Raw genomic sequence first — 25,388 nt, 5'->3', positions numbered from 1 at the left:
TATGGCACGCTATGCAATGGTTATGGATACACGCGCTTGTATAGGATGTCAGTCCTGTACGGTAGCTTGCAGAACTCACAATAATCTTCCTGTCGACATGATGTACAATCCGGTGACGACCGTTGGTCCGACCGGTGTATTCCCGGATCTGCACATGGTTCATATTCCCTTGATCTGTATGCATTGTGAAAATACTCCCTGTGTCGATGCCTGCCCCACTGGTGCTTCCCAGCGCCGTGACGACGGGATCGTTTTTGTCGAAGAAAAGAAATGCGTCAGCTGCAAAGCTTGTGTTATGGCTTGCCCGTATGGGGCGCGTGTTCCTAACCATGAAAAAGGAACGGTTCAGAAATGTGATTTCTGTATGGACCGGGTGGATAAAGGCAATGTTCCGCGCTGTGTTCAAACCTGTCATCAGAAAGCCCGTGTTTTCGGTGATCTGGACGATCCAAATGGTGAAGTTTCCAAGCTCGTGAACGGCAATCATGTTGTTCGGCTGCTTGGAGAGCTTGGCACTGAACCTTACGTATTTTACATTCTTGGATTGGAGGCGCAGATTCGATGAGTCACAAACATGATGGTTGGGGTTGGATGCTGGCAGTCGACTTCTTTTTCGCCGGAATGGGCGGAGGCATGCTCGTCATTGCTGCACTTGCAGATTTATTAGTTGGTGAAGGCACGACCTCGGTTCTGGGCAATTTTCTTGCCCCGGTGTGTGTTGCTATCGGTGCCGGACTGCTGGTACTTGAGCTAGGCAGACCTTTTCAGGGCTGGCGGGTATTCTTTAATCCGAAAGCGATCCTGACTTTCGGTGCCTGGAATATGCTTTTCTGTATCGGTGCCGGGATTATCCTCGCTTCCTTCGGGCTTGATGCTCTTCCCTGGACCGGAGCGGTTGCTGTCCGTAAGTTCTTTGCTGTTGTTTGCTTAATCGTAGGTTTGGTTGTGGCAACCTACCCCGGCGTTCTGCTGGCACGTCACAAAGCGCGTCCTTTCTGGACTGGAGCCGGGATCATGGGCTTGTTCCTGATCTCTTCCCTGGTAACCGGACTCGCCGGCCACATCTTAATCGACCTGTTCCTTCCTGCAGCTGATTCGGCTGCGATCAATGTGATGCCCTGGCTCGCGGCTGCTCTACTGGCCCTGCAGCTGATTCTATGGATTGGCTATATCTGGATCAAAATCAGCGGTACGACCGAAAGAGAAGCTATTACGGCGAGAAGATGGACCAGCGGCAATTATGCCACAGCCTTCAAGGGCGGCATCCTCTTCATCGGCAGTGCAGTACCACTTGTCCTGCTGTTGCTTGCTGACTACTTTGTTGCTGCAGACACGTTCAAAGCGATCGGTACTCTATGCGTGCTGCTCGGCGGCGTGATTATGCGTAATCTGGTCATATACAGCGGGCAGGATCGTACCTGGCTGCCAGGAGAACAGAAATATAGAGCAAAACTGCCTCATGGCGACGAAGATTTCATGAAAATTTTAAAAGGGTAAGCTTATAGGAATCCGTTTCTAATAAATATAAACGTTAACGTTTTTAACGTTAACGTTTATATTTACATTACCACCTTTTGCTTAATGCTTTGCGATCAAAGACTTTTCTACTTTTTGATGTTAGTAGATTTATTCGTACTTTTATCCTCCTACGTTCATATTTTTATGGTTATAATTGATCTAGATATGCTGCATAGAAAACCAAGTTTAATGAAAGTATTCAATGAAAGAAAGCGAATTACCCGGTGATCAGGAATAATGACGAGCGGTTTCGCAATGTACCAGTCGAAATGAAATAGTTAAGGAGATTGAGCCATGCAGAAAAATGATCCCGCTGTCTTGGACCATACCAAAAGCGTCTGCCCGGTCTGCCTCAAGGTTGTTTATGCCGAAGTCGTCGTTCGGGACAGGGCCGTCTATCTGGAAAAGAGCTGCCCTGATCATGGACCGGTCATCACGTATCTTTGGCCGGATGTTGATCACTATCGTTGGATGAACGATTTCCGGCTTCCTCTGAAAAAACCGCAATTACCGAGACAGGTCAGAGAAGGCTGTCCGAATGACTGCGGTCTGTGTGCTTCCCATCTTCGCCATTGTACCTTGGCAGAGATCGAAGTGACCGAACGCTGCAACCTGCGCTGCCCGGTTTGCTTTATGGCTGCCGAAGCCGCTAAGGGTGTAACTCAAAATGACTTTGACCTTCAGATGATAGAAGATAAGTATAAAGCGATTCTGAAACAGTCAGGCCCCCAAACCAGTATTCAGCTGACCGGTGGTGAGCCGACCATCTGTAAAAATTTGCCTGAGATTGTCCGGATGGGAAGAAGAATTGGTTTTGATTATATTGAAGTGAATACGAATGGCGTTGTGATTGCCCAAAACCCCGACTATATCATTAATCTTGCCGAAGCCGGGATCAGCGGTATTTATATGCAGTTCGACGGATTAACCGGCGAAGTATATGAACAAATCAGGGGTGAAAACCTGTTGTACATTAAATTACAGGCGATTGAAAATTGCCGGAAAGCCGGCGTTCAGGTTGTACTCGCAATGACCGTGATAGAAGGCATCAACCAGAATCAAATGGGCGATGTGTTGAATTTCGCGCTGCAGAACAGGGATGTGATCGCCGGTCTTGCTTATCAGCCTGCTTTTGGTTCGGGCCGTTTTGATGTCGTGATGCAGAAACGGCTGACCATGGGGGACGTGATTTTTATGATTGAGGAACAAAGCAACGGTCTCATTAAGGTTTATGACTTTTTGCCTTTAGGGTGTTCCCACCCGTTGTGCTCTTCAGCAACGTATATCATTGAGGATCAGGGGAAATTTCTGCCGTTCACACGAAAGATCACGCGGGAGGAATATATCGAGGCGTTCGACCCGGACAGCCCGCAGGGGTCGGTATTGGGGGATATCGCTTTCAGGAAATATCCGGATCTAGGGTTCGGTTTGACCGTTGTGATCATGAATTATATGGATGGGTTCAGCCTGGATCTGAAGAGGTTACAGGAATGCAGCATGACTGTAGCTCGTAAAGATGGATGTTTGGTGCCATTCTGCTCCTACCAACTGACGAATATGGATGGGAAGAGACTGAGTAAAATTTAAGACATCGAATATAAAAAACATAGGGTCTTTTAGACAGATAGAACAGTAATACCGATGTACAGATAATATATTTTAAAGACAGAGGAATTTTTATGCAAAAAAACTGTGTAGGAATAAAAGAGGTCCAAACGAACTGCCGGTTCTGCGGATACCAGTGCGGTTTGATCGCAACGGTTGAAAATGGAAAAGTTACGGAAGTAAGACCTGACCCTACCCGTTTTCCTGGAGACGAGACCATTCAACACGGCTGCAGGCGCTGGCGGATGGCTCCTGAAGTGATGGATCATCCCCAACGGATTAACTATCCGCTGAAAAGGGTTGGGGAACGCGGCAGCGGACAGTGGGAGCGGATATCCTGGGATCAGGCTCTCGATGAAATTGCTGTAAAGCTGAAGTTGCTGAAAGAAAAGTACGGTCCTGAAGTGCTTGCGACGAGCATCGGCGGCCCTCATACGACCTACTGGCCTTTGCATCGTTTTATGAGCCTGTTTGGCAGTCCGAATAACATCGGCATTGGTCAGATATGCTGGAATCCGGGAATCTGGATCAACACGCTGACGTATGGCTGGCCGATCGATATGGAACTGAGTCCCGAAGAAACATCTTGTCTGATCCTTTGGGGAGTAAATCCGGCCGAGTCAGACAACAATTTATTGTGGCGGACAATCAAAGAATTCAGCCTTACAGGAAAACCGCTGATTGTGGTGGATCCGAGAAGAACCTTGTCTGCGCAGAAAGCCACGCACTGGCTGGCCGTCCGTCCGGGAACAGACGCGGTCCTTGCCCTGGGGATTCTTCATGAGATTATCGCTGAGAAATTATATGATAAGCAATTTGTTGAAACATGGTGTCACGGCTTCGAACAGCTTGCCGAACACCTGCTTCCGTATTCACCCGGCTACGTCGAAAGCATTACCGGCATTTCGGCAGATATGGTCAGCGAAGTGGCTCGTCTTTATGCATCCGGCGGTCCGGCAACGTTACACAGCGGCCGTGGAATTGACCAGCTTGGACCGAATAGCGTTCCGACTCACAGGGCCCTGTCCATCCTGCGCGCAATCACCGGGAATGTAGACCGTCCCGGGGCTTCTCATATCAGCGAAATGCCGGACTTTATTCCCGAACTTGATCTAGAGCTGAGTGAGCGCTTTGCTGGGACACTCGCTCCGAAATATATTGCCAAGGACAAACTGCGTCTGCAGGCCTACACAGGCTATGCCTCAGTACGCAAGCTGACCATGAAGCATCAGAAAAGGCTGCCGATGCGCTACCTAACCTCAACCCATCCGAACTTGGTCTGGAAGGCGATGTTGACAGGGAAGCCTTATCCGGTGAGATCCCTGATCGTCATGGCGTCTAACCCCCTTCTGACACAGGCGGATACGCATCTGATTTATGAAGCCTTGAAAAGTCTGGACCTTTTAATTGTTCTGGAGTTATTCCAAACACCAACTTCGATGCTGGCAGACTATATCCTGCCGGGGGCCGGTGTCCTGGAGCGTCCCTTGATCGAGACCAAAGCCGGCACAGCAAACATTGCTTATGGTGGCGATCAGGCCGTTGAACCTTATTATGAACGGCGTGCCGACTTTTACTTTTGGAAGGAACTCGGCCAGCGCCTCGGGCAGGACCCCCAGGAATGGCCGTGGGAAACATATCGCGACGCCCAGGAGGCCTCTCTAGCACCGGCGGGCATTACGTGGGAGGAATACTGCTGTACCGGTCTGTACGACCAGCCAAATTCGTATTACAAGTATGCGGAGACGGATCCGGAGACAGGAAAGCCCAGAGGCTTTGCCACCATTAGCGGCAAAGTGGAATTATGCAGTGAATTCCTGAAAGAAATCGGGGCGGACCAACTGCCGGTTCCGAAGCCGACACCAAAGCCGAATGCCGAATTCCCGTTAGGGCTGGTCACCGGGGCCCGTTTTCAGCCTTTTTATGCATCGAGCTTTCACCAGTTCGACCAGTTCCGGGCTGTTCATCCTGAACCACTCGCAGAAATAAGCGCAGCCACGGCTAAAAGCCTCGGCTTGGATGACGGCTGCCGGGTGCGGGTTGAAACAGAACGCGGGAAAGCTGAATTTACTTTGAAAATTTCGGAGATGTGCAATGATGTCGTTAGCCTAGAATATGGCTGGTGGTATCCGGAAATGCCAACATCTGAGCCTACTCTGGGAGGATTATGGATTAGTAACGCGAATGTCCTGACCAATGGTGACTTTGAAACTTCTGATCCTTTGGTTGGAACTTGGACATATAATGGCTTGAACTGCCGGGTACAACGGGTGTAAAATAACAAGTGAAACAACAAATAAAACGCATGCCAATTCCTGTTTTGAAAATTTTTATTCAATTCAAAATATGACTCGTTTTGAGAAATGACAGCATTGCTGAACGGAATAAAAATATGCTCGGTGATAACAAGACTGGCATTTTTCAAGGTTTGACCGATTATTCACGACGACAAGCGAATCTAATCTGAAACTGGCACATATTTTGTATTGATTATTGAATAAGGAACAAGTATGATAAGTATAATCTATCTTACCGTGCCATTACCCTTGGGTGTGTTCCTTCCCTTTATATAACCCTACTAGGAGTGTTCACCTAGTAGGGTAACCCCTTCAGCAAGGGAATATAAGCAAAGGAGTCGGCAGATCACAACATAAGAATATTTTTCTCCGAGCCTTGGATCCTAAAGTTGCAATGCTGCTATGGATGCAAGGTCTGGACAAAGTCCACGGAGTAGTAGAAGAAATTCTATTACTTGCTGTATTGCGAAGGAGATGTGAAAAGAATTGGTTTGTTTGCCAAGCCAAAAATCTTTATCCTGCATGTCCGTGCAGGATTTTTGTGATTAATAAGGAGGATATGCATGCAAAAAAATATTTCGTTGGAAGAAGCCCAAAGTTTGATATTTGATTATTGTCCTTTGACCGAAAAGGAGAATAATCATTTAGCGGATACCCTTGGTAGAGTGCTGGCAGAGGATATTGTTGCCAGGGAAAACATTCCGCCGTTTTCGCGTTCACCTTATGACGGTTTTGTTTTCAGGGCCGAAGATACTGCGGAAGCCAGCGAAGCTAATCCGGTCACCTTTGAGGTGATTGAAGAAGTGCCGGCAGGTTATACGGCCCAAAACGCTGTCAGCAAGGGTCAGGCAATTAAAATTTTGACAGGAGCTCCGATCCCTGAAGGCGCGGATGCAGTTGTCAAATTTGAAGAGGTAGAAGTTCAGGGTAGCAAGATATCTGTTTCAAAGGCCTTCATGCACGGTGAAGATATCGTGCCTGCGGGTGAAGATATTGCTGTAGGTGATCTGATAGCGGCTGAGGGAACCGTTGTTACGGCACCGCTGATGGGGCTGATGGCCTCCCTCGGTATTGCGGAAGTGCTGGTTTATAAACGTCCAAAAATTGCGATTATCTCTACCGGAGACGAACTGCGTGATGTAACGGAGCCTCTAGCTCCCGGTAAGATCCGAAACAGCAACAGCTATACACTCCAAGGCTATCTCCGTTCACTTGGTGTAGAGCCTGTCGTGATGGGGATCTGCAAAGACAAGAAAGAAGATGTTGCAGCCCTGGTTGAAGAGGCTTGGAAGCAGGCCGAATTGGTACTGACGACTGGAGGCGTATCGGTGGGAGACTATGACGTGATCCGGCATGCAGCCGATTATCTTGGCGCCGAAACACTTTTCTGGAAAATTGAGATTAAACCGGGCTCACCGTGTCTAGCCGCAGTGAAGGACGGGAAGATGCTGATCGGCTTGTCAGGCAATCCGGCCGCAGCAATGGTAACTTTTCAGCTGATGGCTGTCCCCTACATTAAAAAAATGACTGGCAGAAGGGATTATTGTTATCGAAAGATTGAAGTGACCCTGAAGAAGGATTTCCGAAAATCAAGTCCTCGCCGAAGATTTTTACGCGGCAGAATGCTTTACGAGAATGGTATGGTCATCATGGAATCGACCGGAGAACAAGGCAATGGTGTGCTGCGCTCCATGCTCGGCTGTGATATCCTGGCGGAAATTCCGGAAAAGAGCGGACCAGTCAAAGCCGGTGAAAAATTAACCGCTTATATCATTGAATAGAAGCAAAATGAAAAAGTTGGAATTCAATAAGAATGGGAATCAAATAAGAAGCTGTTATACGATTTTATGGCCTAAGGAGATGAATAAAAATGAAAAAAATAGCAGTCCAGGATGCAGTTGGAATGACCCTTTGCCACGATATAACCAAAGTGATTCCTGGGGAATTCAAAGGCCCCGCTTTTAAAAGAAATCATGTGATCAAGCAGGAAGATATCGAGGAACTGTTGAGTCTTGGTAAAGAGCACATCTACGTCTGGGAAGAAAATGCCGATGAAATCCATGAAGACGATGCTGCGATCAGAATGGCACAAGCTGTCATGGGTCAGAACATCAGTTTTTCGGAACCTCAGGAAGGTAAAACTACGTTGATTTCGACTCAAAAAGGTTTGCTGAGGATCAAAAGCTCATTGCTGCACGAAATCAATTCGATTGAACATGTTACGATACCGTCCCTACCGAATAATTTCAAGGTTGAAGTTAATCAGAAAGTTGCAGCAACCAGGATTATACCGCTTGTTACCAAAGAAGAAAATATTTGCAAAGTAGAAGAATTATGCACCCTTTATGGTCCGGTATTTCATGTTGAGCCGTATAAAAAGCTCAGGGTTGGGATTGTGATTACCGGAAGTGAAGTGTATAAAGGAAGGATCAAAGATAAATTTGGGCCTGTGATCAGGAAAAAACTTGAGTATTTTGGCGCGGAAATCATCGGTCAGGAATATTGCCCTGATGAATTGGAATTGATTCAAGCGAAGATCACAGGTTATATGGAGCAAAAAGCCGACATGATTATTATGACCGGGGGGATGTCCGTAGATCCCGATGATCTTACTCCTGGGGCGATCAGGAGTACCGGTGCAGATGTTGTAACTTATGGTGTTCCTGTTCAGCCCGGCAATATGTTTATGCTGGCTTATCTGAATGGGATACCTATCTTAGGCGTACCCGGAGCTGCCGCCTATTACAAGACGACTGTCCTGGATGCGGTACTCCCGAAGATCTTTGCTGGAGAGACACTGAACAAAAATGATTTTATCCGCATGGGGGAAGGCGGTTTATGTTTGAACTGCCAGATGTGTCAATATCCAAACTGCTATTTCTGCAGATAAGAATTTTCATCCAGTGTACGGGTATACGAGTGTAAAGTGGGGAGTTGAGATAATGATCGATGCATATGGCAGGGATATCAATTATTTAAGAATATCTGTAACGGATTTATGCAATTTAAAATGTACGTACTGTATGCCGGAAGAAGGTATTGAGAAAAAAGAACGCTGCGATATCTTAAGCCTGGAAACTATGGAGAAAATTGCCGAGACAGCCGTTAAACTCGGAATCACCAAGATCAGGCTCACTGGCGGAGAGCCATTGGTAAGGAGAGGGATCATGGATCTGGTCCAAAATATTGCCTTGCTGAAAAACAAAGGACTCAAGGAACTGGGACTCACGACTAACGGGCTGCTTCTGGAAAAATATGCGGATGACCTGAAAAAGGCTGGGTTGACGCGGGTCAATATTAGTATTGACAGCATGGATCCGGCAAAATATAAGGAAATTACCCGCTCCGGTAATGTCCAGGATGTTCTGGAAGGGATCAGGGCGGCAAAAGAAGCAAAACTATTCCCATTAAAGATCAATGTCGTTCTTATTGGCGGATTCAACGACAATGAAATCGAAGATTTTGTCGCGATGACGATGGATCATGATATCGAAGTTCGTTTTATTGAGCTTATGCCGATCGGGGAAGCCGGAGCGTGGGGCCAGGAGCATTTCTTGTCCAACGAAGAAATACTGAAAAGAGTACCGATGTTGATCCCGTTGCCGTTTAAAAGACATGGCAGCGTAGCGCGTCTCTACAAACTTCCGAACAGCAAAGGCAAGGTTGGTCTGATCAGCCCGTTAAGCAGCCATTTCTGCAATTACTGTAACCGAATCAGGATTACGCCCGACGGCAAATTGAAACCATGTCTTCATTCCAATGTCGAGATCGATATTCGAAATTACGGTGAAAACGGACTTGAGAAGTTTCTGATGGATGGAATCATGGCAAAACCTACCCGGCATTGTATCCAGAGCAGTGATTATCAGCCGGTAATAAGAAATATGCATGAAATAGGCGGGTGAAAAATAACATGAGTGAACTGACACATTTCAATGAAGAGGGAAGGTCCAGAATGGTTGACGTAAGCGGAAAGGCTGAAACCGCTCGCGTGGCGGTAGCACGCGGCGAGATCCGGATGAAGCCTGAAACCCTGACGCTAGTCAAGGAGGGGCTCATGGCTAAAGGGGATGTACTGGCGGTGTCGCAGGTTGCAGGTATCATGGGTGCCAAAAAGACTTCTGATATTATTCCGATGTGCCACCCGCTGCTGTTGTCGGGAATAGATGTTTCTTTTAAAATCAACGACCAGGAAAGCAAGATTGAAATTCAGGTAACAGTTAATAACTCCGGCCAGACCGGCGTCGAAATGGAAGCCCTTACGGGAGTTTCTGTCGCAGCGCTTACCATCTATGACATGTGCAAGGCCGCAGAAAAGGATATGGCGATCGGGGATATCTGTCTGGTCAGCAAGTCCGGCGGCAAAAGCGGCAATTATGTCCGGTCGGATAAAACAAAATAAAATATTTAAGAGACTTAATAAATAACAAATTATGAACAAGAAATGAACAAGATATCCAGAACAAAAATGACAGACGTACTATTCAAAAAACTTTAAAGAGGTGAAAGACGATGATCACTGTAGGTGTTATCACAGCCAGTGACAAAGGATCCAGAGGAGAACGCGAGGACTTAAGCGGGCAGGTCATTAAAAATATGGTTGAAGAGATCGGCTGGGAAGTTAGGATTCTGGAAATTGTTCCGGATGAACAGAAGATCATTGAAGCCAAGCTGATTGAATATGCCGACGAATGCAAAGTTGATGTGATATTCACGACCGGAGGAACTGGGTTTTCACCGAGGGATGTGACCCCGGAAGCTACGCTGGCTGTCGTCGAAAGGCTCACTCCGGGAATTCCCGAGGCGATGAGACTGGAGAGCCTGAAGGTCACGCCCAGAGCGATGCTTTCCAGAGCGGCCGCCGGGATCAGAGGCAAAACCGTGATTATCAATTTACCGGGAAGCCCTAAAGGTGTTAAAGAATGTCTGACTGTTGCTCTGCAGTCGTTGGAGCACGGTATAGAAATTCTAAAAGGGACTGCCGAAGAGTGTGCGCAGCCAATTTAACAAACAACAGACAGGGGGAGAGCACTGTGAATGATGTTCCAGTCATATGTTTTGTTGCTGCGAAATCAGGTACCGGAAAGACAACTTTCTTGGAAAAGCTCATCAGAGAAATGACGGAACGCGGCTTCAAGGTCGGTGTGATCAAGAGCGATGCTCACCGCTTCAATATCGATCAACCAGGTAAAGACAGTTGGCGGTTTGCCGAGGCAGGTGCAAGATCTACGGCGATTATCGGGCCAGACCAATATGCTATCATTCAGAAAACCGAGATGAAGAAAGATATTGAAGATGTGATTGCGATGATTGAAGACATCGATATCATCCTGGTTGAAGGATTCAAAATGTCCCAAAGACCACGGTTTGAAGTTGTACGAAGAGAAGTAGGCACCGCTATTGTTTCACCTTTGGAGAATTTAATTGGTGTTATCACGGATATCAATGATCTTGCAGTTCCGGTTCCGGTGATCGATATCAACGATTATCAAGCTGTAGCGGATCTTATCGTCGAGAAATATTTGTCTTAAAGGAAGGGGTACCCGAATGCCAAAAATAATTGCTGTCAATATTAGTGAAACAACAGGGGTTCCGAAGCAAGAAATTGAAAAAGGCTATTTTAAAGTGGATCATGGTTTAGTAGGGGATGCGCATGCTGCCAACTGGCACAGACAGGTCAGCTTGCTTGGGACAGAAAGTGTTGAAAAATTAAAACAGGCCGGACTCACCGGGCTGGATAACGGTAGATTTGCGGAAAACCTCACGACCGAAGGCATTATTCTGTATGAGCTTCCCATTGGTACAAAGCTTAAAATCGGTGAGACGCTGATGGAAGTGACCCAGATCGGCAAACAATGCCATAACAGCGGATGCGCCATTAAACGGCTTGCCGGGGACTGCGTGATGCCGCGTGAGGGGATTTTTACCAAAGTCCTGTCTCCGGGATGGATTAAACCGGGGGACAGTATTGTGGTCGTGAAACAGTAAACCATTTTTAGCTATCGGTATACAACTAACCGGGCATTACGCTTACAAAAAAACAGATAAAAAAGATAGTTGATAAAGTATTTCAGCTATCTTTTTTTTACGGCAAAGACAATAACTATATCGGGTATCATTGAAAAAGATATTCCTGGCCTTTGGCCACGTACCTCTCTGCTATTTGGCGAATGGATATCAATTCTTCCGGGGTAATTTCTCTGATTACCCTGGCGGGAGAGCCAAGAATCAGTGATTTTGGAGGAAATATCTTTCTTTCCGGGACCAGGGAGCCAGCGCCCACAATCGAATTTTCACCAATGACAGCTTCGTTCATGATGATTGCACCCATCCCGATCAGAGAGCCTTTACGAATCGTACAACTGTGGAGGATACAACCATGGCCGACAGAAACCTCATCTTCAATAAGTGTCGGCAGATCGGTATTCACATGGATAACACTTAAGTCCTGAATGTTTGTTCTTTGACCGATGGTAATCGGGGCAATATCTCCGCGCAGAACACAATTGAACCAGATACTTGCGTGGTCCCCGATGGTTACGCTGCCAATGATTTTTGCGCCGTCCGCCACATAGACAGTTTCTGCCACCGACGGCCTAACGCCCCGATAGGGAATGATCATAGGATTGCTTGCTCCCTGCTTTTTATCTTTAAAAATATTATAGATTCCAGGACAGCTTTTGTCGAGAAGGGCCTGCCGCTAAAAGCTTGGCACCAGTCAAATTTTCTTGAAAAACAAGCAAGCCCTTAAGTTGCTGTTTATTTTAGGTGTAAGTTAGGTTATATTAATAGGGATGTTTAAGAATGTTTGGAAATAACAAAGAAGTATGTTGTTACAACAACTAAAAAATAAGGAGCAGCTCCTGATGAAAATCCGTTTCTACCTGGCGCTTTGGACAGGAAAAATCGTATTGATATTGATGCGGCTTTTGGGGAAGAAAGGCACAACCTTCCCTGGATTTATTGCGCTTAAGATTTGCCCCAATATTATTGGCCTTTTGGCTTCCAGTTTTGCGGAAGGCGCGGTGATTATTACGGGGACCAACGGCAAAACGACAACGAACAACCTACTCGCTTCCATCCTGAAGACAGCCGGAAAAAAGATTGCTTTTAACCGGGAAGGGGCCAATATGCTTACGGGGATTACAGGAGTATTACTGCAGAATACTACATTTGCCGGCATGCCGCAAGCTTCTGTCCTGCTGCTCGAAGTGGATGAGGCTACACTGCCGGGGCTATGCAGGCAGCTGACTCCACGACTTGCTGTGATTACGAATTTCTTTCGGGATCAGTTGGATAGGTATGGCGAATTGGATACGACGATCAAGCTGGTAAAAGAGTCGCTGCCTGCCGCAACAGAACTGGTGCTGAATGCGGATGATCCGCTAGTTGCTCAGATCGGAACCGGCCGGAAAGGTGTATTTTACTTTGGGGTAAGCACACTGCCCACAAGCTCTGCCGACAGCACGGAAACGCGGGAAGGACGATACTGTTCGCACTGTGGTCAGGAATTGTCTTACACGCTGTTTCATTACGGTCAGTTAGGGTACTATAGGTGTCCTGGCTGCGGTTTCAGCCGGCCTGATCCTTATATTGAAACGAAAGAAGTCAAAGTGGAAAGCAGGGAGATCTCGTTCAGGATAGATGATGACCATGACGACCGCGTCTATCAGGTACCTTTGCAAGGGTATTATAATCTGTATAACGCACTGGCAGCTTTCTGTGCTGCGGACCGTCTGCAGATATCCAGAGAGGATATTGGTGCCGGACTGAACCGGTATGTTTCCGATGCCGGGCGAATGGAACAGTTTTCGCTTCCCGGATGTGAGGCAACGTTGACCCTGGTGAAAAATCCAACAGGTTTTAATCAGGTCATCCATACCATTGCAGAACTGCCTCGGTCTGTCCGCTTGCTGATTGCGATTAACGATCTGGCGGCCGATGGCCGGGATATATCTTGGTTATGGGATGTCGACTTTGAAATTTTGGCTTTGCGTCAGGATGACGTGAAACAAATCATATGCTCCGGTTTAAGAGCTGAGGACATGGCTTTGCGACTGAAGTATGCCGGAATTAAGGAAGACAGAATTACAATGGAACATTCTCTGGAAAAAGCGGTGGAGATGCTGGAACAGCCAAGCGCCAACACGGTGTCAGCGGTTGAGGCGGCTGCAAGCATAGCAGAGGGAGAAGCCGTATTTATTCTGCCAACCTACACTGCCCTTTTCCCGATGCGGGATATTCTGGTGAGAAGAAAAACCGGAGAAAAACAGCGTAAGGCGGTAAATATATGAAGCTCACCATTTTTCATCTTTATCCGGATTTGCTTGATTTATACGGCGACAGAGGAAATGTTCTAGCGCTGGCTGCCAGATGCAGGTGGCGCGGCATTGATGTCGAGATACGCAGAATATCTTTGGGGGAAGAAATGAATTTTTCCGAGGCGGATATTCTTTTTCTAGGGGGCGGCTCAGACCGGGAGCAAAGCCTTTTGGTTCAGGATTTAAGCACAAGATCCTCAGAGCTTAAAGCAGCGATCGACGATGGACTTGTCATGTTGACCATTTGCGGCGGTTACCAGCTTTTGGGGCAGTATTATCAGACCGGAGACGGGGAGAAAATTTCGGGACTAGGCATACTGGACTTCTATACTATTGCTGGAAATAAACGACTGATCGGCAATGCCATTGTTGAAATGTCATCTGAGCTTTTGGGTTCCATGTCAGAAAACATTTCCCGGCAGTCCGATGAAGTTGGGGTGCACAATACCATGGTCGGATTTGAGAACCATTCCGGGAAGACCTATCTTGGACCAGAGCTGAATTCCTTGGGAAGAGTGCTGAGGGGTTATGGCAATAACGGAGAGGATTTACAGGAGGGTGTACGGTATAAAAATGTTTTTGGAACTTACCTTCATGGACCGTTGCTGCCTAAAAATCCCCATATTGCCGACCTGCTGCTGGGTCTGGCGACAAGAAGAAAGGATCCGGCTTATCAGCTTCAAATGCTAGAAGACTCTCTGGAAAAAGCAGCACATCATGCGGTTATAGAGCGTTTTCTTACGGCAGGATCCATAACCGGATCTAAATAGGATTCCAATAGGAAAAAATTACATGCTGAAAATCAGAAAGAATGATTGAATATTGCTTGTACCCGGCCGTGTCTTCGTTGACACTTTAGAGGGTGAGTCGCTATAATAAAATAGGATTGCTTAATGGGGCCTTCCGTGGCCATGAAGGGGGTGCCTTGCTTGGCAGAGACTAGGCGTATTGTTGTATGTTTGCCGGAAAGCATTATTGAGGAAGTAGACGAAATCGTATCGTCAGAGAAGTTAAACCGGAGTGATTTTATCAAAGAAGCTGTTTACAGTGTATTGATTGAACGGCGAAAAGCAGGAATACGAGAGCAGATGCGGCAGGGATATGTTGAAATGGCTCAAATCAACCTGTCGATGGCAGTAGATTTATGCCAGGCTGAAGAAGAGGCAACCATGCGTTATGAAGGGAAACTAGCTTGGAGTGTCGGGTATGAGTATTAAACGCGGGGAGATTTTTTATGCGGAACTAAACCCCGTTGTAGGTTCTGAACAAGGCGGCACCAGGCCGGTCTTGGTTATTCAGAATGATATTGGAAACCAGTATAGCCCGACAACAATTATCGCAGCGATTACATCCCAGATTTCAAAAGCCAAACTGCCGACCCATGTGGAAGTCAAAGCGAAACGAAGTGGTTTGGAAAGAGATTCTGTTATTTTGACTGAACAAATCAGAACGATCGATAAGAGCCGTTTGAAGGAAAAAGTCGCAGTGCTCGATGAGGAAGTAATGCTCAGGGTTGATGAAGCTATTGAAATAAGCCTTGGGCTGACAGAGATCTGAAGGATTTCAATGGATGAGGCCAAATTACATAGTACGGAATAACGCAGCGTACAGGCTTCTAACACCTGACGCTGTTTTTTATACGGAGGGGAGACATGGGGACGTTTCTTTTATCCCCTCGAAGGGGCAAAAGAAACGTCCCCATGTTCCCATGATTGGAGGAAAAAACATAATGGACTTTATTAGCGTCATTTCGAGGGAGTTAGGATTGAAAACCTGGCAGGTCGGGGAAACGGTAAAGCTCCTGGACCAGGGGAATACCATTCCGTTTATTGCACGCTACCGCAAAGAAGCAACCGGAGAATTGGATGAAACTGTACTCAGAACCATGGCAGATCGGCTGGAATATATCAGGAACCTGGAGCTCAGAAAAGAGGAAGTCATTCGCTTGATTAACGAACAGGGCAAGCTAGATGACGGTTTGAGATCCAAAATAGAAGCTGCCGCCAAACTGCAGGAAGTCGAAGACTTGTACCGGCCGTACAAGCAGAAAAAAAGAACCAGGGCCTCGATAGCCAGAGAAAAGGGTTTGGAGCCTCTGGCGGATTGGTTATTCAACCAGCCTGCCGAAGGAAGCCTGCAGGAAGAGGCCGCTAAGTATCTTAATCCCGATTTGGGTGTCCATGATGCTGCTGAGGCCTTGAGCGGGGCCCAGGATATAATTGCCGAGAACGTTTCCGATGATGCGGAAACAAGAAAACTAGTCCGGACCAGGATCTATGAATGGGCAGAAATCACAGCCAAGGCAAAAAAAGAAGAGCGTTCGCCGTATGAGATGTACTATGAATATAAGGAACCTGTCCGTAAAATTCCGCCGCACCGGGTTCTGGCTTTGAACAGAGGAGAAAAGGAAGAATTCCTTTCCGTAGGGCTTGAGATTGAAGCGGATAAGATTCTGCAATTACTGGAAAAGAAATACCTGCAGGGGGGCCCCTGCCAGGAGTTGATGAAAGAGGCCTTGCAGGATAGCTATAAGCGGCTGATCTACCCATCAATCGAAAGGGAGATCCGGGCCGAGATTACCAGCAGGGCAGGAGAACAAGCTGTCAAAGTGTTTTCCGCCAACTTGCGGCAGCTTCTGCTGCAGCCGCCGGTAAGAGATAAAGTGATCATGGGGCTCGATCCCGGTTACAGGACAGGCTGTAAGTGGGCGCTGATCGATGATACAGGAAAGCTTGGAGAGGTAGGGGTGATCTATCCAAACCCTCCACAGAATAAAAAGCAAGAAGCCAAACAGCTCATTGCCAAAGTGGTGGAGCAGTATGGCGTCCAGATTATTGCAATCGGCAATGGAACAGCTTCCCGCGAAACGGAGGAGCTTGTCACCGAATTCATCCGGGAAAGCGGGCTTCCGTTGGAATACATTATTGTCAGCGAGGCAGGGGCTTCGGTATATTCGGCTTCGCCACTGGCCAAAGAAGAATTCCCGGATTTTGATCTTTCGCTGAGAAGCGCGGTATCCATCGCCCGCAGATTGCAGGATCCTTTGGCTGAGCTTGTCAAGATTGAACCGAAAGCAATCGGCGTTGGTCAGTATCAGCACGATATCCAGCCTAGGGTTTTGGAAAGCTCGCTGGGCGGTGTCGTCGAATCCTGCGTCAATACAGTCGGAGTCAACTTGAATACAGCTTCTCCGTCTATTCTGAAATTTGTCTCCGGATTGAATTATACAGTCGCCAAAAATATTGTTTCCTACAGGGAGAAGAACGGCAAATTCCGTTGCAGGGAAGAACTGAAGAAGGTATCCCGGCTCGGGGAGCAGACCTATATACAATGTGCCGGTTTTATCCGGTTGCCGGATGGAAATAATTGTCTGGAAAACACACCGGTTCATCCAGAGTCTTATGATGTCGCCTCGGCAATCCTGAAGAAAGCCAATTTAACAGCGATGAACCTCAAAACAAATCCGGAGCAGGTGCGCGCTGCGTTGGGAGGTTTCAGCGCTGAGGAGTTGGCTGAGGAACTTCAGGCAGGCGTACCGACTGTTAAAGATATTCTCGAGGCTTTGCTGAGACCGGGGAGGGATCCGCGTGAAGACCTGCCGCGCCCGCTGCTGCGTCAAGATATCACTAAATTGGAGGATCTGCAGGTAGGAATAAGTCTGGAAGGGACGGTCAGGAACATTGTTGACTTTGGCGCATTCGTCGATATTGGCGTCAAGAATGACGGATTGGTTCATATTTCGGAACTCAGCAACAGTTATGTCAGACATCCGATGGAAGTTATCTCGGTCGGCGATATCGTGAAGGTCAGAGTCCTCAGTATTGATCACGCCAGAGGTCGAGTCAGCCTCTCGATGAAGGATATTTAATAAATCATTCTTGAAATAACTTCATACAAAGAGTAACATTCAGGCATGAAGATCTTCTGAAAAAAACTCTATAAATCAGTCTGGGGGCCACAGTTTCGCTGTGAGCGCAGCATGGACGACGGTACAGGAAGCGTGAAGGCGTTTAAATAGCCATTATAATGTATTTGTACGATAATACCTTAAAGTGAGGAAATATTTCATATGAGCAATCAACAGATCATTATTGCCGGCGGAAATATCAAGCCGATGACCGGAGAGCCTGAATTTACAGGGAGTATTTTGGTCAAAGACAGTAAAATTGCAAAAATTATAAAGCATTCGGCTGCGGAGGCAGATGAAGACGAAGAAAGTGCGTTCAGAGAAATGTTTGGCCTAAGTACAGAAGAGCCGGTACATATTGTGTCCGCCAGGGGAAAATGGGTTTTGCCTGGTTTCATTGATGCGCACTGCCACGTCGGGATTGGAGAAGAAATCTATCAGCATGAAGGTGACGACCTGAATGAAATGACGGATCCCCTGACCCCAGAACTTCGTGCAATTGACGGAATTCATCCTGAAGATGAAGGCTTCAGGGATGCACGGCTCGGAGGAGTCACCGCTGCTTTTACCTGCCCCGGAAGTGCAAATGTCATTGGGGGTACAGGTGTTGTTGTCAAAACGGCGGGTCGTGTGGTCGAAGAAATGATCCTGAGAGATCCTGCGGGACTCAAAATTGCGTTTGGTGAAAACCCCAAATTTGTATACGGAGAACAGAAAAAAATGCCGATGACGCGGATGGGAACTGCAGCCTTGCTCCGGCAGGCGTTGGTGGATGCTCAAAACTATCGGGAGAAATTGGAACAAGGCCAAAAGGATTTGGACAAACTTCCTGAACGGGACCTGGGGCTTGAAACCATCAATCTTGTACTGGACAAAAAAATACCGCTCAGAGCGCATGCCCACAGGACAGATGATATCATGACTGCTATCCGTATAGCCCGCGAGTTTGACGTGGACCTTGTTCTGGATCACTGTACTGAAGGGCATAAAATTGCCGATGTTCTTCAGCAGTATGGCTATCCAGCGGCTGTCGGTCCTTCTTTCACAAACAGGGCTAAAGTAGAGCTTAAAGATAAAACATTCAGCACGCCGGGAGTATTGAACAAAGCAGGACTTAAAATAGCGATCATCACTGATCATTCCGTCACCCCTATCGAGCATCTGCCGCTGTGTGCAGCGATGGCTGTCCGCAACGGACTTGAGGAAGAAGATGCGCTGAAAGCAATCACGATCTGGCCGGCTGAAATACTCGGAGTAGCTGACAGAGTCGGATCTCTGGAAGTAGGAAAAGATGCTGATATTGTCGTATGGGAGGGCAAGCCGCTCAATTTTGAGGCCACGCCCCGTACAGTATTGATCAATGGTCTGATCGTAAAGCCCGAGTGAGACGGGAGCGTGAAAATATGGAACGGCTGATTGAATCGACAAGTTCTGAGGAGACTTTTCTTCTCGGAAAACTGCTCGGACAAAGTATCCGGGAAGGCACGGTCATTTGTCTTTATGGAGATCTGGGCTCGGGTAAAACAGTCCTGGCAAAAGGGCTCGGTGAAGGGCTCGGGGTTACGGACACCATGACAAGTCCGACATTTACCTTAATTCAGGAATACAGTACCAAAATTGATGGACTGAAACTGATTCATATGGATTTATACAGGCTCCGCTACCCGGAAGAAGCAGAAATCATTGGTGTTGCCGATTATTTCCGGGATGACTGTGTCTGTCTGCTGGAATGGCCGGAAATCATTGTGGATTTACTGCCGGAAGACAGGCTCGAAATCAGAATTCAGGGAAGCGGTGATCAAACACGTTTAATTATGCTCAATTTTTGACATCATACTTGCTAAAAAGCTTTAGAATAAATCTGTGGTCCTAAGAAAAAATAATTAAGAGCAGTGAGGCTTATGAAATATCTGACAATCGATACAACGACAAAGATGACTGCGCTGGCCCTGGGTCAGGATGGCAGGCTGGTCGGAGAGGGATTTCTGAACACTGGAAAAACCCATTCTGAAAGACTGATCCCGATGCTGGATCAGCTGCTGAATGCTGCCGACTGGAAACCCGTGGATCTTGATTTTATCGGCGCAGTCCGGGGTCCGGGGTCGTTTACCGGCATCAGGATCGGAATTGCCACAGCCCAGGGACTTGCACAGGTCCTCAATATCCCTTTGGTCGGAATTACTTCGCTGGATACGCTAGCCTGGGCCGGAAAGGGCAGGCCGGAAGAAACCGTTGTGATCCTTGACGCCCGTAAAAATGAATGGTATTATGCCCGCTATATTTGGCGGGAAGGCAGAGAGTGCCTGGACGGGCCGAAGGCTGTTACGCCGGAGGCGCTCACAGCGAAGTTGAAGGAACTTCAAAAACCTTGTTTTTTTGTTGGGGATGCGGTTACCGGAGCCAGAAAATTTCTGGAGGAACAACTCGGCAGCCAGGCCGTTCTGCTGTCCGAATACCAGTACCTGCCCAGAGGAGCCTATGCAGCATGTGAGGTTTGGGAACAGTGGAAGGCAAGATGCTTTGACGGGAATTTTCAGGCCCTGGAACCCATTTATATTCGTCTCTCAGAAGCTGAAACCAATTATCTTAAGAAACAAGGTACAATGCAGTAGTCATATTGGTATTCTCAACATACTATAATTCTGAAACATCATTAAAAAGAATACTGATATTCAGGTGATAAAAATGTTAAAAAGAGGTCAGGCCGAACAGAATAGGGAACCTGAGGCGGAGGCTATCGTTCGTCCTATGCAGCTTGAGGATATCCCATCCATTGTGGCGATTGAGGAAGTATCGTTTGCCACGCCATGGACAACGGAGTCCTTTACATCAGAACTGAAAAATAATGTTTTAGCCAATTATTTTTGCCTAGAACTGGATCACAAGGTTATTGGCTATATAGGGCTTTGGATCGTCATGGGAGAGGGCCATATTACAAATGTTGCAATCTGGCCGGGATGCCGCGGTAAGGGCTGGGGTGAATACCTGATGAAAAACGTGATTTATCAGATGATTGCCAAAGGCGTGCTGCGGTTTACACTGGAAGTCCGGGTATCTAATCAGGCGGCGCGGAATCTGTATGAGAAATTAGGTTTTAAGGCCGCCGGAGTACGCAAAGGGTACTATTCCGACAACCAGGAGGATGCACTGATTATGTGGGCCAGTCTCTAGTAGAACTTAACTGGTCTCGTTGGAGGAGTATTGTGGACAATAACAAGAATGTAATAATTTTAGGTATTGAAACGAGTTGTGATGAGACGTCGGCGGCAGTCCTAGCCAACGGTACGGATTTAAAAAGTCACATCATCTCATCTCAGATTGGTACCCATCAAAAGTATGGCGGCGTTGTCCCGGAAATAGCATCACGGGAACACTGTCTGCATATCAGCCAGGTAGTTGCAGAGGCCCTCGGACAAGCAGGTATGGGATTTAAAGATCTTTCTGCGGTTGCAGTGACGTACGGCCCGGGGCTGGTAGGGTCTCTCCTGGTGGGAGTATCTGCTGCCAAAGCCATGGCCTATGCAGCAGACATTCCTTTAATCGGCGTCAACCATCTGGAGGGGCATGTTTATGCCAATTTCTTGGAGCATCCGGGCTTGCGTTTCCCGCTGCTGGCGCTTTTGGCATCCGGCGGACATACCAATCTGATTATTTTTAGGGGGCATCTAGACTATGAAGTGATCGGCAGAACCAGGGATGATGCTGCCGGGGAAGCCTTTGACAAAGTAGCCCGGGCGCTCGGATTTGGATATCCGGGCGGTCCGAATATCCAGAAAGCTGCTTTCCAAGGAAACGCAGCAGCTTTTGATTTTCCCAAAGCGATGCTGGAGACCGGGAGCTTTGATTTTAGTTTCAGCGGGTTAAAGTCCTCGGTTCTTAATACCTTAAACAGGGCCCGGATGAAGGGCGAAGTTTTGAATACTGCCGACCTGGCAGCTTCTTTCCAGGCTGCCGTTGTGGAGGTGCTTGTGCAGAAAACCCTCCGGGCCTTGGAAAAATATCCGGTTAAGACCTTGGCCCTGGCCGGCGGGGTTGCAGCAAACAGCAATTTGCGGCAAGCGCTGCAGCAGGAACTGGATCACCGCGGGATCTCTTTTGTTTATCCTTCGCCGGTATACTGTACCGACAATGGTGCGATGATTGCACTAGCCGGTTATTATCGCTTTATGAATGATGATTATGCTTCATGGAAGTTAAATGCAGTTCCTGGCTTAAATCTGTAAAATTGGAGGACGCAGTTACATCAGTTTATATTCGATTATTCATTAATAATTATCAAAATTATCAAAAACTTTATATTTTTTATTTATTATGGTGAAAAAATCGACAAAAAAGAATAGGTATAAGAAAAACATAGGATGCAATATTTATCCACAACGGTTGTGGATAATGTGGATAAACCATGAAAAAACTTGTTCTTTGGCTACTGCGGATGGGGATAATTTCTTAGGGGAAAAATGCTAAACGAACATCATTGTTAGGAAATTGCAATTTTAGAAGTGATTAATGTCGAAAATTTGATTAATTTTGCTCTATAATGCAGACATATGACCAGGAGGAAGCAGAACGTGAACGAAAAAGAAAAAGATTTATTCCGAAAAAAAGTTCTTCAAATCAGGAGGGTCATGACAGCTGATGAACGTAGGCAAAAAAATGATCGGATTCAGAGGAATATAATGTCTTTGCCAGCTTATCAGAACGCTGAGATAATTATGATGTACTTAAATTATTGGGATGAAGCAGAAACTACCGGGGTTGCCGAAGAAACGCTCGAAGCACGAAAAAAGCTGATCATTCCGTTATGTCAGGGGGAAACTATCATTCCGTGTGAGATCAGAAATGTTAAAGATGATGTGCAGTCAGGGACTTTTGGGATCAGAGAGCCGCGTCCTGATCGCTTGCATCCGGTACCCCCAGAAGAAATTGATCTGATTCTGGTTCCGGGTGTCGTATTCGACAGGCAAGGCGAAAGGATTGGTTTCGGCAAAGGCTTTTATGACCGTTTTCTACCTCAATTAAGGAAAGACGTCTGCATCGTCGGTTTGGCGTACGATTGCCAGCTGGTTGAAAAAATTGCAGCAGAGGATCACGATTTTAAAATGTCTTTACTGCTTACAGAAAATGGTGTAATCTATGTTCCATAATCATATTTGCGAAGATTATGACAATTTAAGGAGAGTGAATATGTGTAAGTGTTGTGACTCTAAACAAGAGGCAGTATTTGCCGATTCCAACCAATACAGGCTGAATGAGATCCTCTCTGCTTATCAGGGTCATGATGGTGCTCTTATTCCGGTTCTCCAGGAAGCTCAGGAAGTGTATGGTTATCTTCCTGAGGCCGTCATGCGGGCCATTGCCAAAGGACTGAAGATTCCTGAGGCAAAAGTATTTGGCGTCGTTACTTTCTATGCTCAGTTCAGACTGAAACCAACAGGCCGTAATTTGATCCGGGTTTGTATGGGAACGGCCTGTCACGTCAGGGGCGCTCAGAAAGTACTTTCTGAGATTGAACGTGAACTCGCAATTGTTGCCGGAGAGACTACCGCTGATCAAAGATTCACGTTGGAAACCGTTGCTTGTATTGGAGCCTGTGGCCTGGCTCCTGTCATGACCATCAACGGTCAGGTTTTTGGGAATATGAATTCCGGCCTGGTGCCGGATATTCTGAAAAGATTTAAATAAGGGAGGGGAAACGATGAAGGTTTTAGCGAACCCGTGTTGTGAAAAATGTCATCATACAGCATCCACTCCCTGTTCCGATTATGTTCAATGCAGGACGGAAGGGCCGTTGTGCCATGACGATGTTTCCTGCAAACAGCAGAGGCAGAAACTAATGTCTTTGATCCTGGAACCAGACAGAAAAAATAAGCAGGTTCTGGTCTGCAATGGAACAGGCTGCTTTTCTTCGGGTTCCCAGACATTAATCGATCTACTCAGGGAAGGATTGGCTGAAAGAGGCATCCATACGGCTGACGTCCGCTCTACGGGCTGTCATGGTTTTTGCGAACAAGGGCCGACCGTGATCATTGAACCGGACAAGACTTTCTATACGAAGGTTAAAGCGGAGGACATTTCCGAAATCATCGAAAAAGATATTATACGTGATGAAAAAGTTGAAAGACTTCTTTACGAGGATCCGGTATCGGGGAAACTCGCGGCAAATTTTGAGACCGTGAATTTATTTGCCAAACAGAAACGGATCATCCTTGATAACTGCGGCAAGATCGACCCGGAGGAAATCAGCCATTATCTCGCTAAAGATGGCTACAAGGGTTTGGCCAAAGCGATTCAAACCATGAGCCCGGACGAGGTTGTGGAGGAAGTCAAAAAATCAGGCTTGAGAGGCCGCGGAGGTGCAGGTTTTCCGACAGGACTTAAATGGAGTCTATGCCGCCAGTCAGAGGGCACGAAAAAATATGTGATCTGCAACGCCGATGAAGGAGACCCCGGTGCATTCATGGACAGGGGCGTTCTTGAAGGAGACCCGCATGCGGTGATTGAAGGAATGCTGATCGGCGCTTACGCGATTGGCGCTGACGAGGGTTATATCTACTGCCGGGCCGAATATCCGCTCGCGATCGACAGGCTGAGAACCGCGATTGCCCAGGCTGAGGAAAACGGATTACTGGGCAATAACATCCTGAATTCCGGATTTAACTTCAAACTAAAGATCAAAGCCGGTGCAGGCGCTTTTGTCTGTGGCGAGGAGACGGCCCTGATTGCTTCCATCGAAGGCAAGCGCGGGATGCCGACGGTCAGGCCTCCCTACCCTGCCGTCAAAGGCCTCTGGGGAAAACCGACTAATATTAACAACGTCGAGACCTGGGCCAATGTACCGTATATTTTACGGAATGGCACAGACTGGTATACGCAATTTGGCACTGAAAAAAGCAAAGGCACCAAGATATTTGCTCTGACCGGCAAGGTCAATAACACCGGCCTGGTGGAAGTGCCGATGGGGATCACGCTGAGGGACATCATCTTTGATATCGGCGGCGGGATCAAGGACGGGAACCAATTTAAGGCTGTTCAGATCGGGGGGCCCTCCGGAGGCTGTCTGCCCGAGGAAATGCTGGATATTGAAGTCGATTATGATAATCTGACCGCCGCAGGAGCAATGGTTGGCTCAGGTGGACTGGTTATCCTTGATAATACGACATGTATGGTCGATATTGCCCGTTTTTTCTTAAGCTTTACCCAGAAGGAATCCTGCGGCAAGTGTACACCCTGCCGGGAAGGAACGAAGCGGCTTCTGGAAATCCTGGTCCGGATCACCAAGGGTGAGGGGCAAGCTGAGGACCTGAATACGCTGGAAAATCTGGCCAAGGTTATCAAACGGACATCACTGTGTGGTCTTGGTCAGACAGCCCCGAATCCACTGCTCGCGACACTGCGCTATTTCCGTCACGAATATGAAGCCCATATCTTTGAGAAACGATGTCCGGCACATGCCTGTACCGCGCTGATGGAATATACGGTCGACAATGAAAAATGCAAGCGCTGCGGGCAATGTTCCAAAGTCTGTCCGGTCGGCTGCATCACCGGGGATAAAGAGACACCCTATGTGATCGATACGCAGAAATGCATTAAATGCGGGGCTTGTCTGAAAAAATGCAAATTTAATGCAATCAGCTTAGCTTAGTATTTCAAATGGTTATCCAGATAAGCCTAGGAATGGCTGATCTGGTATTCGTTTATTTGAATGTCGAGTGATTTGTATTGTTTGCTTGGATGAAAAGT

At 47.2% G+C, this 25,388-nt stretch carries 25 protein-coding genes and 1 riboswitch; of the genes, 24 read left to right on the top strand and 1 reads right to left on the bottom strand.

The features are described from left to right. Window position 1 precedes the first annotated feature (1 nt). From NC238_05955 to NC238_05905, 11 genes are all read left to right on the top strand, one after another. Complete coding sequence (locus tag NC238_05955) at window positions 2–565, top strand: 4Fe-4S dicluster domain-containing protein (GenBank protein MCM1565486.1); 564 nt, start codon at window positions 2–4, stop codon at window positions 563–565. After that, the gene (gene nrfD / locus NC238_05950) at window positions 562–1,497 is read left to right on the top strand and encodes a polysulfide reductase NrfD (protein MCM1565485.1); all 936 of its coding nucleotides are present in this window, start codon (window positions 562–564) and stop codon (window positions 1,495–1,497) included. The genes NC238_05955 and nrfD overlap by 4 nt, the downstream gene beginning before the upstream one ends. Before the next feature lie 315 nt (window positions 1,498–1,812). Then, a complete protein-coding gene (locus tag NC238_05945; protein ID MCM1565484.1) occupies window positions 1,813–3,105 on the top strand; it encodes a radical SAM protein in 1,293 nt (430 codons plus the stop codon). A gap of 92 nt (window positions 3,106–3,197) precedes the next feature. Then, a complete protein-coding gene (locus tag NC238_05940; GenBank protein MCM1565483.1) occupies window positions 3,198–5,399 on the top strand; it encodes a molybdopterin-dependent oxidoreductase in 2,202 nt (733 codons plus the stop codon). A 376-nt stretch (window positions 5,400–5,775) separates the two neighbouring features. Continuing rightward, window positions 5,776–5,910, top strand: a riboswitch (molybdenum cofactor riboswitch). Between the two features lie 73 nt (window positions 5,911–5,983). Then, window positions 5,984–7,201, top strand: coding sequence for a molybdopterin molybdotransferase MoeA (locus NC238_05935; protein ID MCM1565482.1), 1,218 nt, complete (start codon window positions 5,984–5,986; stop codon window positions 7,199–7,201). An 89-nt stretch (window positions 7,202–7,290) separates the two neighbouring features. Beyond that, window positions 7,291–8,310: a molybdopterin-binding protein gene (locus NC238_05930; protein ID MCM1565481.1), complete on the top strand. Its 1,020-nt coding sequence runs from the start codon at window positions 7,291–7,293 to the stop codon at window positions 8,308–8,310. A gap of 52 nt (window positions 8,311–8,362) precedes the next feature. Beyond that, on the top strand, window positions 8,363–9,325 hold the full coding sequence (gene moaA, locus NC238_05925; GenBank protein ID MCM1565480.1) for a GTP 3',8-cyclase MoaA: 963 nt from the start codon (window positions 8,363–8,365) through the stop codon (window positions 9,323–9,325). A gap of 8 nt (window positions 9,326–9,333) precedes the next feature. Then, window positions 9,334–9,822 (top strand): cyclic pyranopterin monophosphate synthase MoaC, encoded by a 489-nt coding sequence (gene moaC / locus NC238_05920; GenBank protein MCM1565479.1) that lies wholly within the window; start codon window positions 9,334–9,336, stop codon window positions 9,820–9,822. Between the two features lie 110 nt (window positions 9,823–9,932). Next, entirely contained in the window at window positions 9,933–10,427 is a 495-nt protein-coding gene (locus NC238_05915) for a MogA/MoaB family molybdenum cofactor biosynthesis protein (GenBank protein ID MCM1565478.1), read from the top strand. Window positions 10,428–10,453: 26 nt separating this feature from the next. Beyond that, window positions 10,454–10,951, top strand: coding sequence for a molybdopterin-guanine dinucleotide biosynthesis protein B (gene mobB / locus NC238_05910; GenBank protein MCM1565477.1), 498 nt, complete (start codon window positions 10,454–10,456; stop codon window positions 10,949–10,951). Window positions 10,952–10,967: 16 nt separating this feature from the next. Continuing rightward, window positions 10,968–11,408, top strand: coding sequence for an MOSC domain-containing protein (locus tag NC238_05905; GenBank protein ID MCM1565476.1), 441 nt, complete (start codon window positions 10,968–10,970; stop codon window positions 11,406–11,408). A gap of 127 nt (window positions 11,409–11,535) precedes the next feature. On the opposite strand, the gene NC238_05900 is transcribed toward NC238_05905, so the two are convergent. Continuing rightward, complete coding sequence (locus NC238_05900) at window positions 11,536–12,042, bottom strand: gamma carbonic anhydrase family protein (GenBank protein ID MCM1565475.1); 507 nt, start codon at window positions 12,040–12,042, stop codon at window positions 11,536–11,538. A gap of 244 nt (window positions 12,043–12,286) precedes the next feature. On the opposite strand from NC238_05900, the gene NC238_05895 reads away from it, so the two are divergent. The 13 genes from NC238_05895 (at window position 12,287) to nuoF (ending at window position 25,290) form a co-directional block, all read left to right on the top strand. Beyond that, a complete protein-coding gene (locus NC238_05895) occupies window positions 12,287–13,714 on the top strand; it encodes a MurT ligase domain-containing protein (protein MCM1565474.1) in 1,428 nt (475 codons plus the stop codon). Next, the gene (locus tag NC238_05890) at window positions 13,711–14,511 is read left to right on the top strand and encodes a glutamine amidotransferase (protein MCM1565473.1); all 801 of its coding nucleotides are present in this window, start codon (window positions 13,711–13,713) and stop codon (window positions 14,509–14,511) included. The genes NC238_05895 and NC238_05890 overlap by 4 nt, the downstream gene beginning before the upstream one ends. Window positions 14,512–14,670: 159 nt before the next feature. Continuing rightward, the gene (locus NC238_05885; GenBank protein MCM1565472.1) at window positions 14,671–14,958 is read left to right on the top strand and encodes a ribbon-helix-helix protein, CopG family; all 288 of its coding nucleotides are present in this window, start codon (window positions 14,671–14,673) and stop codon (window positions 14,956–14,958) included. Then, window positions 14,948–15,298, top strand: a complete 351-nt coding sequence (locus NC238_05880; GenBank protein ID MCM1565471.1) for a type II toxin-antitoxin system PemK/MazF family toxin — start codon at window positions 14,948–14,950, stop codon at window positions 15,296–15,298. The genes NC238_05885 and NC238_05880 overlap by 11 nt, the downstream gene beginning before the upstream one ends. A 172-nt stretch (window positions 15,299–15,470) precedes the next feature. Beyond that, a complete protein-coding gene (locus tag NC238_05875; GenBank protein MCM1565470.1) occupies window positions 15,471–17,609 on the top strand; it encodes an RNA-binding transcriptional accessory protein in 2,139 nt (712 codons plus the stop codon). A gap of 201 nt (window positions 17,610–17,810) precedes the next feature. Next, window positions 17,811–19,034 carry an amidohydrolase family protein gene (locus NC238_05870; GenBank protein MCM1565469.1) on the top strand — a complete coding sequence of 408 codons (1,224 nt, stop codon included), beginning with the start codon at window positions 17,811–17,813 and terminating at the stop codon, window positions 19,032–19,034. A 17-nt stretch (window positions 19,035–19,051) separates the two neighbouring features. Further along, window positions 19,052–19,477: a tRNA (adenosine(37)-N6)-threonylcarbamoyltransferase complex ATPase subunit type 1 TsaE gene (tsaE, locus tag NC238_05865; protein ID MCM1565468.1), complete on the top strand. Its 426-nt coding sequence runs from the start codon at window positions 19,052–19,054 to the stop codon at window positions 19,475–19,477. Between the two features lie 72 nt (window positions 19,478–19,549). Then, window positions 19,550–20,260, top strand: a complete 711-nt coding sequence (gene tsaB / locus NC238_05860; protein ID MCM1565467.1) for a tRNA (adenosine(37)-N6)-threonylcarbamoyltransferase complex dimerization subunit type 1 TsaB — start codon at window positions 19,550–19,552, stop codon at window positions 20,258–20,260. Between the two features lie 73 nt (window positions 20,261–20,333). Beyond that, window positions 20,334–20,819: a ribosomal protein S18-alanine N-acetyltransferase gene (rimI, locus tag NC238_05855; GenBank protein ID MCM1565466.1), complete on the top strand. Its 486-nt coding sequence runs from the start codon at window positions 20,334–20,336 to the stop codon at window positions 20,817–20,819. A 32-nt stretch (window positions 20,820–20,851) separates the two neighbouring features. Further along, on the top strand, window positions 20,852–21,871 hold the full coding sequence (gene tsaD, locus NC238_05850; GenBank protein MCM1565465.1) for a tRNA (adenosine(37)-N6)-threonylcarbamoyltransferase complex transferase subunit TsaD: 1,020 nt from the start codon (window positions 20,852–20,854) through the stop codon (window positions 21,869–21,871). A gap of 345 nt (window positions 21,872–22,216) precedes the next feature. Next, window positions 22,217–22,792 carry a 5-formyltetrahydrofolate cyclo-ligase gene (locus NC238_05845; GenBank protein ID MCM1565464.1) on the top strand — a complete coding sequence of 192 codons (576 nt, stop codon included), beginning with the start codon at window positions 22,217–22,219 and terminating at the stop codon, window positions 22,790–22,792. Between the two features lie 40 nt (window positions 22,793–22,832). Next, a complete protein-coding gene (nuoE, locus tag NC238_05840; GenBank protein ID MCM1565463.1) occupies window positions 22,833–23,330 on the top strand; it encodes an NADH-quinone oxidoreductase subunit NuoE in 498 nt (165 codons plus the stop codon). Between the two features lie 151 nt (window positions 23,331–23,481). Continuing rightward, window positions 23,482–25,290, top strand: a complete 1,809-nt coding sequence (nuoF, locus tag NC238_05835; GenBank protein MCM1565462.1) for an NADH-quinone oxidoreductase subunit NuoF — start codon at window positions 23,482–23,484, stop codon at window positions 25,288–25,290. Window positions 25,291–25,388: the final 98 nt, after the last annotated feature.

The sequence above is a fragment of the Dehalobacter sp. genome, assembly GCA_023667845.1.
Taxonomy (GTDB): domain Bacteria; phylum Bacillota; class Desulfitobacteriia; order Desulfitobacteriales; family Syntrophobotulaceae; genus Dehalobacter.
The sequence above is the reverse complement of the archived record's forward strand: the minus strand, read 5'-3'. Positions and strand labels throughout refer to the sequence as shown.

Coding starts and splice junctions, on each gene's coding strand:
- nrfD (MCM1565485.1), top strand. CDS start 562: ATGAGTCACAAACATGATGGTTGGGGTTGGATGCTGGCAGTCGACTTC.
- NC238_05955 (MCM1565486.1), top strand. CDS start 2: ATGGCACGCTATGCAATGGTTATGGATACACGCGCTTGTATAGGATGT.
- NC238_05915 (MCM1565478.1), top strand. CDS start 9,933: ATGATCACTGTAGGTGTTATCACAGCCAGTGACAAAGGATCCAGAGGA.
- NC238_05935 (MCM1565482.1), top strand. CDS start 5,984: ATGCAAAAAAATATTTCGTTGGAAGAAGCCCAAAGTTTGATATTTGAT.
- rimI (MCM1565466.1), top strand. CDS start 20,334: ATGTTAAAAAGAGGTCAGGCCGAACAGAATAGGGAACCTGAGGCGGAG.
- moaA (MCM1565480.1), top strand. CDS start 8,363: ATGATCGATGCATATGGCAGGGATATCAATTATTTAAGAATATCTGTA.
- NC238_05900 (MCM1565475.1), bottom strand. CDS start 12,042: ATGATCATTCCCTATCGGGGCGTTAGGCCGTCGGTGGCAGAAACTGTC.
- moaC (MCM1565479.1), top strand. CDS start 9,334: ATGAGTGAACTGACACATTTCAATGAAGAGGGAAGGTCCAGAATGGTT.
- NC238_05875 (MCM1565470.1), top strand. CDS start 15,471: ATGGACTTTATTAGCGTCATTTCGAGGGAGTTAGGATTGAAAACCTGG.
- NC238_05880 (MCM1565471.1), top strand. CDS start 14,948: ATGAGTATTAAACGCGGGGAGATTTTTTATGCGGAACTAAACCCCGTT.
- NC238_05905 (MCM1565476.1), top strand. CDS start 10,968: ATGCCAAAAATAATTGCTGTCAATATTAGTGAAACAACAGGGGTTCCG.
- NC238_05870 (MCM1565469.1), top strand. CDS start 17,811: ATGAGCAATCAACAGATCATTATTGCCGGCGGAAATATCAAGCCGATG.
- nuoF (MCM1565462.1), top strand. CDS start 23,482: ATGTCTTTGATCCTGGAACCAGACAGAAAAAATAAGCAGGTTCTGGTC.
- NC238_05895 (MCM1565474.1), top strand. CDS start 12,287: ATGAAAATCCGTTTCTACCTGGCGCTTTGGACAGGAAAAATCGTATTG.
- NC238_05945 (MCM1565484.1), top strand. CDS start 1,813: ATGCAGAAAAATGATCCCGCTGTCTTGGACCATACCAAAAGCGTCTGC.
- tsaE (MCM1565468.1), top strand. CDS start 19,052: ATGGAACGGCTGATTGAATCGACAAGTTCTGAGGAGACTTTTCTTCTC.
- nuoE (MCM1565463.1), top strand. CDS start 22,833: ATGTGTAAGTGTTGTGACTCTAAACAAGAGGCAGTATTTGCCGATTCC.
- NC238_05930 (MCM1565481.1), top strand. CDS start 7,291: ATGAAAAAAATAGCAGTCCAGGATGCAGTTGGAATGACCCTTTGCCAC.
- NC238_05890 (MCM1565473.1), top strand. CDS start 13,711: ATGAAGCTCACCATTTTTCATCTTTATCCGGATTTGCTTGATTTATAC.
- NC238_05940 (MCM1565483.1), top strand. CDS start 3,198: ATGCAAAAAAACTGTGTAGGAATAAAAGAGGTCCAAACGAACTGCCGG.
- tsaB (MCM1565467.1), top strand. CDS start 19,550: ATGAAATATCTGACAATCGATACAACGACAAAGATGACTGCGCTGGCC.